This is a genomic window from Verrucosispora sp. NA02020 (assembly GCF_013364215.1).
Classification (GTDB): Bacteria; Actinomycetota; Actinomycetes; order Mycobacteriales; family Micromonosporaceae; genus Micromonospora.
On the sequence record NZ_CP054923.1, the window covers coordinates 2,217,249 to 2,232,035 of the forward strand.

The 14,787-nt window shown below is 73.8% G+C and carries 10 protein-coding genes; 5 read left to right on the forward strand and 5 right to left on the reverse strand.

Annotation, left to right across the window (positions count from 1 at the left end):
- Positions 1 to 63 precede the first annotated feature (63 nt).
- On the reverse strand, positions 64 to 2,166 hold the full coding sequence (locus tag HUT12_RS09740; RefSeq protein ID WP_176093170.1) for a cellulase family glycosylhydrolase: 2,103 nt from the start codon (positions 2,164 to 2,166) through the stop codon (positions 64 to 66).
- Positions 2,167 to 2,411: 245 nt separating this feature from the next.
- On the opposite strand from HUT12_RS09740, the gene HUT12_RS09745 reads away from it, so the two are divergent.
- Entirely contained in the window at positions 2,412 to 3,623 is a 1,212-nt protein-coding gene (locus HUT12_RS09745; RefSeq protein ID WP_131057688.1) for an aromatic acid exporter family protein, read from the forward strand.
- 16 nt (positions 3,624 to 3,639) lie between these two features.
- On the opposite strand, the gene HUT12_RS09750 is transcribed toward HUT12_RS09745, so the two are convergent.
- The 3 genes from HUT12_RS09750 to HUT12_RS33160 form a co-directional block, all read right to left on the reverse strand.
- On the reverse strand, positions 3,640 to 4,182 hold the full coding sequence (locus HUT12_RS09750) for a DUF3558 family protein (RefSeq protein ID WP_176093171.1): 543 nt from the start codon (positions 4,180 to 4,182) through the stop codon (positions 3,640 to 3,642).
- A 23-nt stretch (positions 4,183 to 4,205) separates the two neighbouring features.
- Positions 4,206 to 4,733: a hypothetical protein gene (locus HUT12_RS09755; protein WP_176093172.1), complete on the reverse strand. Its 528-nt coding sequence runs from the start codon at positions 4,731 to 4,733 to the stop codon at positions 4,206 to 4,208.
- Between the two features lie 80 nt (positions 4,734 to 4,813).
- A complete protein-coding gene (locus tag HUT12_RS33160) occupies positions 4,814 to 7,585 on the reverse strand; it encodes a LuxR family transcriptional regulator (RefSeq protein WP_176093173.1) in 2,772 nt (923 codons plus the stop codon).
- A gap of 282 nt (positions 7,586 to 7,867) precedes the next feature.
- Between HUT12_RS33160 and HUT12_RS32745 the strand changes: the two genes are divergently transcribed.
- Positions 7,868 to 8,530, forward strand: coding sequence for a hypothetical protein (locus HUT12_RS32745; protein WP_254876764.1), 663 nt, complete (start codon positions 7,868 to 7,870; stop codon positions 8,528 to 8,530).
- 58 nt (positions 8,531 to 8,588) lie between these two features.
- Here the strand turns inward: HUT12_RS32745 and HUT12_RS09770 are convergent, their stop codons facing one another.
- Positions 8,589 to 10,517: a hypothetical protein gene (locus HUT12_RS09770; protein ID WP_176093174.1), complete on the reverse strand. Its 1,929-nt coding sequence runs from the start codon at positions 10,515 to 10,517 to the stop codon at positions 8,589 to 8,591.
- A 289-nt stretch (positions 10,518 to 10,806) separates the two neighbouring features.
- Between HUT12_RS09770 and HUT12_RS09775 the strand changes: the two genes are divergently transcribed.
- The 3 genes from HUT12_RS09775 to HUT12_RS09785 are packed head-to-tail and all read left to right on the forward strand — an operon-like array spanning position 10,807 to position 14,770.
- The gene (locus HUT12_RS09775; protein WP_176093175.1) at positions 10,807 to 11,640 is read left to right on the forward strand and encodes an ABC transporter ATP-binding protein; all 834 of its coding nucleotides are present in this window, start codon (positions 10,807 to 10,809) and stop codon (positions 11,638 to 11,640) included.
- Between the two features lie 41 nt (positions 11,641 to 11,681).
- Entirely contained in the window at positions 11,682 to 12,665 is a 984-nt protein-coding gene (locus HUT12_RS09780) for an iron-siderophore ABC transporter substrate-binding protein (protein ID WP_176093176.1), read from the forward strand.
- Entirely contained in the window at positions 12,662 to 14,770 is a 2,109-nt protein-coding gene (locus tag HUT12_RS09785) for an iron ABC transporter permease (protein WP_176093177.1), read from the forward strand. The genes HUT12_RS09780 and HUT12_RS09785 overlap by 4 nt, the downstream gene beginning before the upstream one ends.
- The last annotated feature ends 17 nt before the right edge of the window (positions 14,771 to 14,787 follow it).

Below are 14,787 nucleotides of genomic sequence, written 5' to 3' on the forward strand. Positions count from 1 at the left end.
GTGGGTGCCACCGACCGCGAAGGGCGGCCGGTGGCACCGTCGTTCGGCCGGTGAGGCAGGTACTCAGCCGGTGACGCCGGTCACCGTCGTGCCGGACCTGGTGACGCGGTAGGTCGCCTGGGCACCGCTCCAGAAGTGGAAGGTGAGGGTGACCGGGGCACCGTCGCGGACCTCACCGAAGAAGGTGGAGGTCAGCGTGATCCGGTTGGCGGCGTAGTCAGGCGCGAAGGCGACGTCGAACTCCTTGTACGACGTCCAGTCGTGCGGGCCGGCGTTGCTGCCGTCGGCGTACCTCGCCTCCATGGTGGCGAGCTGGTCGCCCCGGAACTGGGTCGGGATGGCGAACGCGCCTGTCGTGCCGGTGGCGTTGGAGAGCACCGGCGGGTCGTACGTGACGATGTCGATCCGCCACGGCACGCCGGTGGAGAAACGGGCGTGCAGGGTGGCGTTGACGCCGTACGCCCGGCTGCCGACCAACCGGGTCAGCGCACTCGCGGTCAGCGTGAGCTGGTTGCCGGAGACGGTGTAGTCGGTGCCCTGCGTCAGGTTGGTGGTGCCCTGCCGCAGCCCGGAGAAGGTGGTGCCGTTCAGGTTCAGCGTCAGCGACTTGGCGGTGACCGCGCCGGTACGCGGCACGTACACCTGGTCTGCGGAGGCGGTGCCGGAGCGGGTCGTCCAGCTCGACTTGATCTGGGCGAACAGCTCCGCGTCCTTCCACCGGAAGGCGACCCGGTCGAAGTGCTGGCCGTTGTCCCAGAGCTGGGTGGTGAGCCGCTTGGTGCGGGCGTAGTGGCCGAGGAACTCGAAGAACTTGAGTTTCTCGCCCTGCTGCACGGTGCCGGTGTGCCGGTCGAAGCCGAGCAGCCCGTACTCGCCGATGACGACCGGGATGTTCCGGGCGACGAAGGCGTTGTGCACCCGGTCGAACCGGTCGACGAGGTCCTGCTGGGTGACCGCGTCGAACCGGGTGCCGCCGGCGACGTTCACGCTGAACGGCCAGTAGCCGTAGAAGTGCACGGTGGCGATCAGGTTGCGGTCGTTGAGCTGGGTGAAGGTGCTCACCAGCTCGTCGATGCGGGGCTGGTCGGAGGAGGTGTGCAGGGTCGGCAGGACCAGCATCCGGGTGGCGTTGTTGCCGCCGGAGGCGCGCACGATCCGGTGGAACGAGGTGTTCAGCTCGTGCAGGAGCTGCGCGTTCTGGGCGTCGCCGGAGCTGTTGGCGAACTGCGGCTCGTTGACGCTCTCGAAGTGCAGTTTCGGCCCGGCGTCCCGGAACGCGGCGGCGATCTGGGTCCAGAGCGCATTGTAACGGTTGAGGACCGTGGTGCGGTTGGTCGGCATCTCGTGGATCCACTGCCACGAGTCGTGGTGAATGTTGATCATCACGTAGAAGCCGTCGTCCAGGGCCCAGCCGACGACCTCCTTGATCCGGTTCAACCAGGCGGCGTCGATCGTGTACGAGGGTGCCGCGCCGTGCCGGTTGCTCCAGGTCACCGGGATGCGGATGCTGTTGAAGCCCTGGGCCCGGATGGCGTCGAGCTGTGCCGGGGTGACCCGGGGGTTGCCCCACGCGGTCTCGTCGGCGCCGACCGAGTCGAAGGTGTTGCCGAGGTTCCAGCCCGGCTGCATCGCGTCCACGTACGCCATGGCGTCACCGGCGGGCGGCGGGGTGGTCGGCGGCGGCGTGGTGGGGGGCGGGGTGGTCGGCGGCGGGGTGGTCGGGCCGACGCTCCCGGTGCAGGTGACCCCGTTGAGGGCGAACGAGGTCGGCGCGGTGTTGCTGGTGCCGGTGTAGGTGCCGTTGAAGCCGAACGAGACGCTCTGGTTGGTGCCGAGGGCGGCGTTGTAGCCGACGTTGGTGGCCGTCACGTCGTTGCCGGCGGAGGTGACGGTGGCGTTCCATGCCTGCGTCACCCGCTGGCCGGAGGGAAACGTCCAGGTCAGCCGCCAACCGTTGACCGCGTCGCCGAGGTTGGTCAGGTCGACGTTGGCGGTGAAGCCGCCGGGCCACTGGCTGGGGGCGGAGTAGACCACCCGGCAACCGGCGGCGGCGTGTGCGGCGCCCGCGTTGACCAGGCCGACGCCGGCCAGTAGGACCGCTATCCCGCTGGTGACCAGGCCGAACCGCCATCGTGTCCTGCGTAGTGTGCCTCTCAGCCCGGCCATGACGCTCCTCGGTGTGGTGATGGTGTCGACGGGTGCTGGCCGAGCGCCGCCGGGACCACCGGAAACGTCCGGCCGGCTCGCACCATAAGTTGGGATCAACAACTTTGTCAATCGACTGAGGCTGATATTGGCTGCTTCTGCGCAGGTAGGGGCGTTGTGTCGGAACGAGTGCCTCGCGGGTGTGAGTACCGGACTGTCGGACGCGTACCGGCGAATGAGCGCAGCCCGGGCGGGTAGTCGGCGGCGTGACGGCGACGGACGAACGGGACAGCGGATGGCTGCGGGGCGCCGTCGGGCGGGTGATCGGGATGGTCGCCCGCGTGGTCGGCGGGATCAGTGGACGGATCGGCTGGCGGGAACGGCGCCGGACGCTGGAGCTGTACGCCATCCTCGCCGTGCAGGCCGGAGCAGCCGCCGCCGTCGCCTGGACGGTCGCGCACCAGGTGCTCGGGCATCCGTCACCGGTCTTCGCGCCCAGCGCGGCGGTGGGCACGATCGCCGCCGCGATCGGCCGGCGGACCCGCCGCACCGTGGAACTGCTGATCGGCGTGCTGGCCGGGATCGTGGTCGGCGACGCCCTGATCTGGGTCATCGGCACCGGACCCTGGCAGATCGGCACCGTCGTGACGCTGGCCATCCTGCTCGCCCTCACGCTGAGCCGGGGCGGCCAGGTGGTGACCCAGGCCGGCGGCACGGCGGTCCTGATCGCCACGCTCGCGCCCGTGCAACGCGGGCTGGAGGTGCCCAGGATCATCGACGCCACGATCGGTGGGCTGGCCGCCGTGCTGGTGGTGGCCGTCCTGCCGGTGAACCCGGTGCGGCTCGTCCAGCGGGCGGCCCGTCCGCTGTTCACGGTGCTGATGGAGCAACTGCACGTGGGCGCGGACGGCTTGTCGGCCGGCGACGCCGAGGAGGTGGCCCGGGCCCGGGACGCCCTGACCGCCCTCGACCCGCAGGTCAAACTGATCTCCGACGCGGTCGCCGGAGCCCAGGAGGCGGTGGCGATCTCACCGGCCCGATGGCACCGCCGGACCGACTTCGAGCACTACGAACGCGGCGTCCGCTACCTCGACCTGGCCGTGCGGGGCTGCCAGGAGATGCTGCGTCGGGCCGCCACGGCGGTCCGCGACGACGAACCGGTGCCGGCCGGGCTGCCCGCGGCGGTGCACTACTTCGGCGACGCCCTCGCGCTGATGCAGATCGCGGCGGAGAGCGGGCACCACACCGGTCGCACCGAGCGGCTGATCCTCAAGGCGGTGGACCGGGCCGCCGAGGCGTACCACGAGGGGGTGGGCTTCTCCGGCAGCGTGGTGGTGGCACAGATCCGGACCGTCGCCACCGACCTGCTGCGCAGCCTCGGCCGCTCGGAGTCGCAGGCCAGCGAGTCGGTCCGGGAGCGGTTCGGGCGGCGGCAGGAGGAGGGCCGGCCACCCGGGGCGCAGCCCGATCGCGCGTGACCGGGCTGCGGCCGTGTCACAACCGCCCGGCCACCGTCCGGGCCACCTCGGTGAGGCGTCCCACGTACCCGGCCGGGTCGTCCAGCCGGACCAACCGGACGGCCACCCAGGTCCCGGAGACGCTGACGAACACCGCCCCCTCCTCCAGGTACGCCTCGTCGCCGATGCCGGAGAGCGTCTCGAACTCGTGGTCGAGTTCCCGGTCGATGTCGAGGATCTTCTTCGCCCCGTCGCCGACGAAGACCTCCACCTGGGCCAGCGGCCCCGAGACCGGCCCGGTGTACGTGCAGGTGTCCGCCACCGGCACCGGGTCCTCCAACGGCGTACCGGCCAACTCCTCGGCCTCCGCCCTGGTCACCAGCGCGCAGGCGTCCACCTCGGGCGGGTCCGGCGGCGCGGGCGTCTCGTTCGGCGGCTCCGGCGTTCCGGCCGGCTCCGGTGCCCCGGCCGGCGCGGGTGGCGGTGCTGCCGCCGGCTCGGCGGCCCCGCCACAGGCGGTGAGCACGGCCGCCAGGACCACCGTCCCGATGAGCCGGGCGGTGCTGGGCAGGTGCCTCATCGTCGTCTCCCTTCGCCGCGCCGTCACCGGGGCAGGGCGTCGAGCAGCCGACGTAGCGCCTGCGCGTACCCGTCGGGACGGGCACCGAGGCGGGCGAAGCTGCTCAGCGTCACGGTGTAGGCGCCGCCGGCGCCGACCAGCACCGCCTCGGCGCCGATGTCCTTGACGGCCAGGTAACCCTTCGCGCCGTTCCCGATCTCCGTCACCGTCGAATAGATCTGCCCGGCCTGCTGGCGCTGGTAGTCGTAGGTGCCCTCGCCGGTCGACCGGGAGGCCGTGGTCACGGTGAGCTGGGCCACCCCCTTGCCGTCGCCGAAGCTGCACGTGCCCTGGTCCACCATGGACTCGCCGACGAACTCGGAGACCTGTGCCGCGGTGAACGGGCAGGGCGGGCGTACCGTGTCGGCCGCGTCGACGGGCAGGTCGACGTCGGTGTCCGCGTCCGCGCCGGCTCCCGTGTCCGGCGCCGGTGCAGCCTCGGTGCCGCCGTCGCCGCATCCGGTCAACGCGAGCACCACCACGCAGAGCGCCGGCAGGATCTGTCGCCGCACGTGTCCTGCTCCCTTCTTCGGCCGACCACTGACTGTCTCGACGCTACGGTCGGCGGACCGGGAAGGAATCCGGTGTTTCCCTAGCTTTCGACGCCCGCCGCCGACGTCCGGGTGCCGGTCGCCGTGCGGGCGAGAGCGGCACCGAGCTCGGCCCGCCGGGAGATGCCCAGCTTCCGATAGACCCGGGAGAGGTTCGTCTCGACCGTCTTCGGGCTGACGAACAACTCGTCGGCGATGGCCCGACTGGTGCGCCCCTGGGAGGCGAGCCGGGCCACGCGTTCCTCGGTCGCGGTGAGGTCCGACGGCGCGGGCGGACGCCCACCGAGCCGGGCGGCCTCGGCGCGGGCCCGTGCCGCGAACGCCGCCGCCCCCAACGCGTCGAACTCCGCCGCCGCGGCCTGCAACGCCTCCCGGGCCTGCCGCTTGCGGCGCGACCGGCGGTGCACCACCCCGGCGACCAGCAGACACCGGGCGCGGTCCAGCGGCAGGACGTCGGGCGGCACCGTGGCCCGCGCGCTGTCGATCTCCGCCAGCGCGGCCGACGGGTCGACCCCACCGGCGCTGTCCACCAGGGCCCGGCTGCGCGCCAACCCGAGCAGCGTCCAGGGGCGCGGCAGCCGCCGGTGTCGCTGCGCCAGCCGCGCCAGCGTCGCCGCTGCGGTGACCAGGTCGCCGACCCCGACACACGCCTCGATCCAGTCCGGCTCGAAGCGTTGGGCCAGCGGCTCGGTCAGGCCCATCCGGTCGAACACCGCGGCGAGCCGCCGGAACCCGGCGGCGGCGTCGGCCGTCCGCCCGGCACTGAGCGCGACGAACGCACCCAGGTGCAGGTGGATCCGGCGGCACCAGTCGTCGTCGAGTTCCTCGCCGAGCCGGGCACCCGTCTCCGCCACCCGGGCTGCCGCGTCGAGCCGGCCCCGCAGCGCGTCGAGGAACGCGGCCAGCCAGGTCTCGGCGGTGAGTTCGGTGCCCAGCAACTCACCGAGCTCGCGGGCCGCCGCGATGTGCCGCTCCGCCGCCGCCCAGCGTCCGGCCAGCAGCTCGGTCTCGCCGAGGTGTTTGAGCAACTCGTGCTGGGACGGCTCGTCCCCGCGTGCGGTGGCCCGGTCCAGCAGCCCGGCCAGGCGCTGTCGGGCCCGGTCCAGGTCGTCGATGCCCTTCCACCAGACCGCCGGGATCGTGCCGGCCAGCCAGGACGGCTCCGCACCCTCCATGGCCAGCGCCCGGTCGAGCAGTTCGACGCGGGGCGGCACTCCGGCGCGTACCTCGTTGAAGAAGAGGTTCATCAGGGCGGCGGCCAGCAGCGGACGGTCGCCGCCGGGCCCGGTGAGCAGCCCGACCGCCGCCTCGGCGTGCGTGCGGGCCGGATCCGGCAGGTCGACGAAGAGTGCCAGGTGGGCGTGGATCCGGCCGGACAGGGGAGAGCCGGGTCGGGTCGCGGTCAGTGCCCGCGTCGCGGCCTCGACGGCGGTGCCGCCCGGCTCGTCGGCGCTCCACGCCACCACGGCCCGCAGCAGCAGCGCCTCGGCACGGACGTCGCCGCCGAACCCGTCGGCCACCGCCTCGGCGGCGAGTCGGGCACCCGGATGGTCACCGCAGTCGAACCGGCACCGGGCCGCCGCCAGCCGTCGCCGCCCCTGGGCCTCCCGGTCGTCCGCCGGAGTGAGCCGCGCCGAGGACTCGTAGAGCGTCACCGCCGCCTCCGGCGCGCCGCGCGCGTGCTGCCGTGCCGCAGCCGCCGCCAGGGCGTCGGCCACCACCGGGTCGGGCGTGGTGGTGCAGAGCGCCAGGTGCCGGACCCGCTCGTCCGGATCGGCCACCACCTGGGCCAGCCGGCGGTGCAGGGCACGCCGGACGCCGGGCGGGATGCCCGTGCGGACCGCCGCCGCGTACACCGGGTGGGTGAACTCGACCCGCTGCGGTGTCACCACCAGCAGCCCCGCCTCCTCGGCGGCGTCGAACGCGCCGGGACCGACGCCGGCGGCGGCCAGATCCCCGAGCAGCGGTACGCCGAGCAGAGCGGTCAACCGCACCGCGTCCCGGCAGCGGGGCGGCAGCCCGGCGAGGACGTCGTCGAGGAGATGGTGCATGGAGGCGGCCACCGGCAGGTCCTGCCCCGGCTCGGGCGGCTGCGGCAGGCGCTGCACCGCACGGGCCACCTCGATGGCGACCAGCGGGTTGCCGGCGGCCTCGCGGGCGATCCGGGCGAGCAGCGGACGGCTCAGCGGGGCACCGATCCGGTCCCGCAGCACGTGGTGCAGCGCGGCCACGTCGAGCGGGGCCAGGGCCAACCGCGTCAACCGCCGGGGACCGGTGTCGAGCCCGAGCGGAGCCGTCCGGGGCGCCGGCCCACCGGGAACGCGGCAACTCACCAGCGTGGCCGGCACCGGGTCGAGTCGGCGCAGCGCGAACCGCAGCGCGCGTTCGCTCGGCCGGTCCAACCAGGGCGCGTCGTCCACGGCGACCAGCACCGGCCGACCGGCGGCGAGCGCCGCCTCCAGCAGCGTCCGGGTCGCCGCGCCGACCACGCGTTCGTCGAACGTCTCGTCGCTGTCGCCGGTGAGCAGCACCACCTCGGCGGCGACCCGCTGCGGACGCGGCAGGTCCACCACCAGGTCGGCCAGCGGGCGGAGCAGGTCGGCGAGCGCGGCGAACGGCAGGTCGGTCTCGCACTCGGTCGGCGCGCAGGTGAGCACCGACCATCCGGCCCGGGTCGCCTCGGTGACCAGGGCCCGCAGCAGGGTCGTCTTGCCGATCCCGGCCGGACCTTCCAACAGCACCGGGCCGGGCTCGCCCAGCGTGCGCCAGGCCAGGTCGAACAGGTCGTCCCGGCCGACGAGCGAACGCGGCATGTGGCGATTGTGGCACCGGCCGGCGTCGATGGGCATCAGGCGCTCGGCGCGCCGGGGCGGTCGGTCGGCCGGGGTCCGTTCAGGCGTGTGGCGTCCGGCTCGGCGGGATGCCACAGGCGGTTCGTGCGTCGCGTCGGCCGGTGCTCGATCGTTGCCGAAGACGGGAGGCGTCGTCGTCGGGCGGCGCACCACGCCTCCGGGCGTGCGGTGCACGCGGCTGGATGATCACGATGGGTGTCCGAAGGAGAGGTAGCGGCACGACGTACGCCGGAGAGGGGTGGGGTGTTGGAGGGTAGTGATCCGACTGACGTCGTCCGCCGGGCGACGGCTGAAGCGCTCCGGCGGATCGCCGGGGAGACGGTCCTGATCGGCATCGTGGGGAGCCGGCTGGGGGCACTGGGGGACGGCCTGCGGGACGTCCTGCGCGCGGCGCTGGTGACGCAGCGGGTGGCGGCGCCGCTGCGGCTGATCGGGCTGTGTCGCGAACTCGACCTCGGGCCCGACGCGTTCGACCTGCTGGGACACCATCTGCTGGGAGCGCTGGTCGGGCACCGGCCCGGACCGGACGCACTGGTACGCGCCGGCGGTGCGCTGGGGTTGGCGCGACGGGAACTCTTCGTCCCCCACGGTGCGGAGTCGGACGACACGGTCCGGGTGCTCCGTCCGCACACCGGTCGCGGCAACAGCGCGAACGCCCGCTACCGCGCGACGAAACCGCCGGAGCACCTGCCCTCGCCGCCCGCCTGGACCTGCACCGGCTGCGGCCAGGAATGGCCGTGCCCGGTCAAGCAGAGCCAGTTGCTGGCGGAGTTCGGGGGAGCGCGGGCCGCGCTCGCGGTCTATCTGGGGTCGTGTCTGCTCGCGGCCGCCCGGGATCTGCCCGGGTTACCGCCGGCCCACGCCCGAGACCGGTTCCTCGGCTGGTTGCCGCGCCGACCGTGCTGAGCACGGTCACCGGTCGGGCCGGAGCGGAGACATTCCCGCACCGACCCGACCGGGTCTCTCAACGTGCGGTGGGCTCGGGCGCGGTGCCGTTGGCCGCGACGACCGGGTGCCCGGCCTCGTCCTCGGCGGGCGGGCCGGCGAACCAGTCGATGCCGCCCTTTCCGCCGGCCGCGACCACTGCCGCCGCCCGCGCCACCGGGTCGGTCAACGCCGCCGGGTCGGACTGCGTCGGCCCAGGGCCGGACCGGCCGGCGTCCGGGCCGCCGCCGGAGTCGACGCCCTCGGCTCCGGTCGGGGAGGCGGTGCCCTCCGGGCCCTGGGAGGACGTGTCCGCCGGGCCATCGGCGGAGCTGCCCGCCGGGCTGCTCTCCGCGCCGGCCTCGGCACGGGCAGCGTCCGAGCCCGCGCCGGAGCGGGGAGCGTCGGTGCCGGCACGAAGATCGCCCGCGCCGGGACGGTGGGCGTCGCCGCCGGGACGGTGGGCGTCCGCGCCGGGGCGCAGAGTGTGCGGACCGGCGGTGGTGCCGTCCTGGCCCGAGGCGACGGCACCGTTGGCCACCGGCCGCGCCGGACCGCCGTACTCGGCACCGGCCGCCTCGGCGCGACCGTCCCCGTTCCCGGTGGACGGCTGCGCGCCGGTCGCCGGGGCCGGCTCGCCGTTGACCCGGGCGGCCGGGCGGGCACCCACCATCGGGTACTCGGCGGTCTCGGTGCCGCCGGCCGCCGCGGCCATGACCGCCGCCGCCGCCAGGTCGGCGACCCGCTTGGCCTCCCGCTGCACCCGCGCCCGGGTCTCCTTGGCGTGCCGCTCGGCCGCCTCGACGGCCCGGCGCACCTCCTCCAGCCGCTGAGTCTCCGCCGCGAGGTCGCGTCCGGTCTCCTCCAACTGCCGGCGCAGCCGGGTCAGCTCGGCGTCGGTGGCGTCCCGGTCCCGCCGGGTCTCGTCGAGCTGCCCCCGGGCGCCGTCCAGTTCCTCCTGCAACCGGGCCAGCGCCTCCTGCTGCTCGCCGACCTGGAGCTGGACGGTGTGCAACTGCTCCTCGGCGGCGGCGGCCTGCTCGTCGCTGAACGTGCGGGTCTCGGCCGCCTGCTCGTCGGCGCGCTTACGGATCTCGGCGGAGTACTGCTGCGCGTCCGCGATCATCGAGCTGACCCGCTGCTCGGCGGCGGACCGCTGGGCGGCCAACTCGCGCTCGACCGACGCCCGCTGCTCGGCCAGGTCCTCCTCGGCGTTGGAGCGCCGCTCCGCGAGCTCCTCCTCCACGGTGGTCCGCCACTGGGTCAGTTCCTGCTGACTCTTGGACCGGGCCGCCTGGATCTCCTGGTGGATCTGGGTACGCGCGGACGTGGTGAGCGCCTCGGCCGCCGAGCGGGCCTGCTCGACCTGCTGGCGGCACTGCTCGCCGATGCGCTGCGCCTCCTGCTGGGCGCGCTCGTGCGCGGCCTCGCCCTCGGTCCGCAGCTTCTCGGCGCGTTCGCGGGTCTCGGCCAGTTCCGCCTCGGCCGTGGCGCGCTTCTCCTCGTACGTCCTGTCGTGCTCGGCCCGCCGGGAGGCCAGTTCCTCGTCGAGGTCGGCCAGCGCCTTGACGGTCCGCTCGCGCGCGTTGGCGAGCGTCTTCTCGGCCTCCGCCTGGAGCTTGGTGGCCCGCTGGGTGTGGGTGTCCACGATGGCCGTCGCCTGCTTCTCGGCGAGGTCCAGGATCTGGTCGACCATCGGGCCCAGGTCGCGGAAGGACGCCCGGTCCATCTGGGTCGGCCGCTGGCGCAGCTCGGTCACCTCGATCTGGAACGCCTGGAGCTTGCCGGTCAGGTCCCGTACGTGTGACGTGGCCCGGTCCCGGTCGGCGGCGACCGCGGCGATGCGGGCGTCGGCCTGCTCGACGTAGCGATCGACCTGCCGCTTGTCGTACCCCCGCATGGTGACCTCGAAGTTCGGCCGCGAGGCCAGGTCGTCGCGGGACGCGAACGGTTCCTCGCCGATGGACATGCCCATCCTCCGTACGATCGCGAGCGCCACACCGGCCGCCCGGCTGCGATGACGCGCAACGCTACCGCTGCTCGCGTTCGTCTGTCGTCCCACCCCGGTACCGATTACGCACCGGCTTGCGGGGTGCGCACGTCCCTCGGCCGCGCGGGCGGTCGGCGGGGTGTCCGAGTGGCCTGTCCCGGCGCTACGCCGGCCGGTTTTCATCGAGTCGCGTCGACCCGCGCCGGTGCGGTGACCGGCGTCAGGGGCCCCATCTTGACAGCGAGTTAGGTTAGGTTAGCCTAACCGCATGTCGAGCGCACTGGCGTCGGGTGACGTCGAGCAGAGCCTGCGTGGAGTCGATCTCCACCTGGGCTACCACGGCACGTCGGTGGTGCACGGTGCCGCGATCACGCTCCGCCCCGGTGCGGTGACGGCCCTGGTCGGGCCGAACGGCAGTGGTAAGTCCACCCTGTTGCGGGCGCTGGCCCGACTGCACCCGATCGACAGCGGCACGGTGCTCTTCGCCGACGGCTCCGCCGCCGCCGGTCTGCCCGCCAAGGAGTACGCCCGCCGCGTGACCCTGCTCGCGCAGAGCCGGCCGGTCCCCAACGGAGTCACGGTCCGTGACGTAGTCGGCTACGGTCGGCACCCGTACCGGGGACGCTGGCGCGCCGACGACCCGGACGGTCCCGCCGCGATCGGCCGGGCGATGGAGGTCACCGGGGTCACCGCGATGGCCGACCGGCCGGTGGACGAGCTGTCCGGCGGCGAGTTGCAGCGGGTCTGGCTGGCCACCTGCCTGGCCCAGGACACCCCGGTGCTGCTGCTCGACGAGCCGACCACCTTCCTCGACCTGCGCTACCAGGTCGAGATCCTCGACCTGATGCGTGACCTCGCCGACGACCACGGTGTCGCCGTCGGTGTGGTGCTGCACGACCTCAACCAGGCCGCCGCGGTGGCCGACGAGGTGGTGCTGCTGCACAGCGGCCGGGTCCGGGCCACCGGCACCCCCGCCGAGGTCTTCACCGAGCACGACCTGACCGATACCTACGGGATCCGGATCGAGGTCGTCGTCGACCCGCTCAGTGGTCTGGTCACCACCCGCCCGGTGGGCCGCCACCTCACCCGCGTCCCGGTCTGATCCCGGACCGACCCGAACAACCCATCCCGAGAAAGAACATCATGTCCCGTACCCGTGTCACGGCCCTGGTCGCCGCCGCCACCGTTCTGGTGCTGGCCGCCTGCGGCACCACCGAGAACACCTCTGATCCCGCCTCCACCCCCTCCGCCGCCGGCGGGCCGGTCACCCTGACCGACAGCCGGGGCAAGGAGATCACGCTCGACCAGCCCGCCACCAAGGTCGTCGGCCTGGAGTGGGGCGAGGTCGAGATGCTCGTCGGCCTCGGTGTCATGCCGGTCGGTGTCGCCGACCCCAAGGGCTACGCCACCTGGGTGACCGCCGCCAAGCTCGACGCGGACGTCAAGGACGTCGGCACCCGGGGCGAGCCGAGCGTCGACTCCATCGTCGCGCTGGAGCCGGACCTCGTGGTGATGACGGACGACCGTGGCGCCGGCACGATCGCGCAGCTGGAGAAGTACGTCCCGGTCGTCGTCACCAAGGGCAGCGACGCCAGGGACAACATCGGCCGGATGCGCGCCGACCTGAACATGATCGCCGCTGCGGTCGGCAGGACCGCCGAGGCGGAGAAGCTGCTCGCCGACTTCGACACCGCGATCGCCGACGGCAAGAAGAAGATCGCCGACGCCGGTGCCGCCGGCAAGCCGTTCGCCATCGCCGACGGCTGGAAGGAAGGCAGCACGGTCAGCATCCGGATGTTCGGTCAGGGCGCGCTCGTCTCCCAGATCGGCATCCAGCTCGGCCTCACCAACGCCTGGCAGGGCGAGGTCGACGAGGCGTGGGGCCTGGGCCAGACCGACGTCGAGGGCATGACCGTCCTCAAGAGCCCGGACCTGCACTTCTTCTACAACGCCTCGGACGGCGTCGACGTCTTCGCCGACGGCCTCGCCGACAACGCCATCTGGAAGTCGCTGCCCTTCGTCCAGCAGGGCAACCTGCACCGGATGCCGGACGGCATCTGGACGTTCGGCGGGCCGCTCTCCGGCAAGCAGTACATCGACCAGTTCGTCAACACCTACGCGGTGTGACCACCCTGTCCGCACCCCCGCGTTCGGAGCCGGCCCTCGGGCCGGCTCCGGCCGGGCGCGTCTCGGCCCCCCGCGTCGTAGGGGCCTTCGTCGCCGCCATCGCGCTGCTGCTGGTGGTCGCCGGTGTCCACCTCACCCAGGGCACCTCCGCCGTCGGCGCGCTCGACCTGCTGCGGCTGCTCACCGGCGGCGACGACGAGACGGCCCGGGTGCTCGTCGCCTCCCGGGTGCCCCGACTGCTCGCCGGGCTGGCCATCGGTGTCGCCCTCGGCTTCGCCGGTGCGGCCCTCCAGTCGATCGCCCGCAACCCGCTGGCCTCGCCGGACACGCTCGCCGTCAACGCGGGCGCCCACCTGGCCATCGTCTCGGTCTCCGCGTTCGGCATCGCGCTGCCCGCGCTGCCCGCCGGTGGCCTCGCCTTCTGCGGCGGGCTCGCCGCCGCCGGCCTGGTGATGGCGATGTCCTCCGGCGGGCAGGCCGGCACCACCCGGCTCATCCTCGCCGGTTCGGCCACCGCCATGGCGCTCAGCTCGGTGACCATGCTGCTGCTCCTGCTCTTCGAGCAGGCCACCATCGGCCTGTTCGCCTGGGGCAACGGCTCGCTGGTGCAGAGCGACCTGAACGCGCTCACCCAACTCGCCCCGGTGCTCGGCATCGCCGTCGTGGCCCTGATGCTGCTCGGACACCGCCTCGACATCCTCGCCCTCGGCGACGACACCGCCACCGTGCTCGGCCTGGACGTACGCCGTACCCGGCTGATCGTCACGGTGCTGGCCGTCCTGCTCGCCGCTTCGGCGGTGACCCTCACCGGGCCGGTCGGCTTCGTGGGCCTGTGCGCGCCGGTGATCGTCCGGCTGCTCGGCTCGGTGGTGCCCGGGGTGCACCGGCACCGGGTGCTGCTGCCGCTCTCCGGCATCGCCGGAGTGATCATCGTGCTCGGCTCCGACGTGCTGCTGCGGGCCGTCATGGGTGGCCAGGCCGGGGTGGACATCCCCACCGGCGTGGTGACCACCCTGCTCGGCGCGGCCGTGCTGATCTGGCTGGCCCGGCGGCACCGCGACGCCGGACCGACCCGCCGCCCGCCGGGCGGGCACGCGGCCGTACGCTCCGCCGGCTTCCACCGCACCGTGGTCGTCGTGGCGGCCACCGTCACCGCTGCGGCGGTGCTGCTCGGCATGCTCGCCGGGGACACCTGGGTGCTCGTCGGCGACATCGTCAACTGGTTCAACGGCACCACCGGGCCGGGGTACACGTTCGTGCTGGACCAGCGCTGGCCCCGGGTCGCCGCGGCGATGCTGGCCGGTGCGGCGCTGGCCGTGGCCGGCACCACCGTGCAGGCGGTCTGCCGCAACCCGTTGGCCGAGCCCGGCATCCTCGGCATCACCGCCGGAGCCGGCCTGGGCGCGGTCTCACTGCTCACCTTCGTGCCGCTGGCCGGGGTGTGGGCCGTCTCCGGGGTGGCCGGGCTGGGCGCGATGCTCGCCTTCGCCCTGGTCTACGGCGCGGCGTGGCGCGGCGGGCTCAGCTCCGACCGGCTGGTCCTGATCGGATTCGGGGCCTGGCAGGGCGGCATGGCGCTGATCACCTTCATGATCGTGGCCTTCGACCCGTGGAACACCGGCAAGGCGCTCACCTGGCTCTCCGGCTCCACCTACGGGCGTACCGCCACGCAGGTGCTGCCGGTGGTGATCGCGCTGCTGGTGCTCACCCCGGCGGTGGTCGCCGCCCGCCGCGAGCTGGACCTGATGACGCTGGACGACGACACTCCCCGGGTGCTCGGCGTCCGGCTGGAACGCACCCGGCTGATCGCGCTCGGCGCGGCGGCGCTGCTCACCTCGACCGCCGTCTCGGCCGTCGGTGTGATCGGCTTCGTCGGCCTGGTCGCCCCGCACGCGGCCCGCGCGCTCGTCGGCGGCCGGCACAGCCGGGTGCTCCCGGTCGCCGCGCTGCTCGGCGCGGCACTGGTCAGCCTCGCCGACACCCTCGGCCGCACCGTGATCGCCCCGGCACAGATCCCCGCCGGTCTGGTCACCGCCATGATCGGTACCCCGTACTTCGTCTGGCTGCTGTGGCGTTCCCGCGCCGCCGCGCCCCGATCCCGGTGACGCGCCGCCGCGCCACC

What these genes read in the sequence shown, in the direction of transcription:
- HUT12_RS09740 (WP_176093170.1), bottom strand. Translation starts at nt 2,166, where the DNA reads ATGGCCGGGCTGAGAGGCACACTACGCAGGACACGATGGCGGTTCGGC.
- HUT12_RS09750 (WP_176093171.1), bottom strand. Translation starts at nt 4,182, where the DNA reads ATGAGGCACCTGCCCAGCACCGCCCGGCTCATCGGGACGGTGGTCCTG.
- HUT12_RS33160 (WP_176093173.1), bottom strand. Translation starts at nt 7,585, where the DNA reads ATGCCGCGTTCGCTCGTCGGCCGGGACGACCTGTTCGACCTGGCCTGG.
- HUT12_RS09770 (WP_176093174.1), bottom strand. Translation starts at nt 10,517, where the DNA reads ATGTCCATCGGCGAGGAACCGTTCGCGTCCCGCGACGACCTGGCCTCG.
- HUT12_RS09775 (WP_176093175.1), top strand. Translation starts at nt 10,807, where the DNA reads ATGTCGAGCGCACTGGCGTCGGGTGACGTCGAGCAGAGCCTGCGTGGA.
- HUT12_RS09780 (WP_176093176.1), top strand. Translation starts at nt 11,682, where the DNA reads ATGTCCCGTACCCGTGTCACGGCCCTGGTCGCCGCCGCCACCGTTCTG.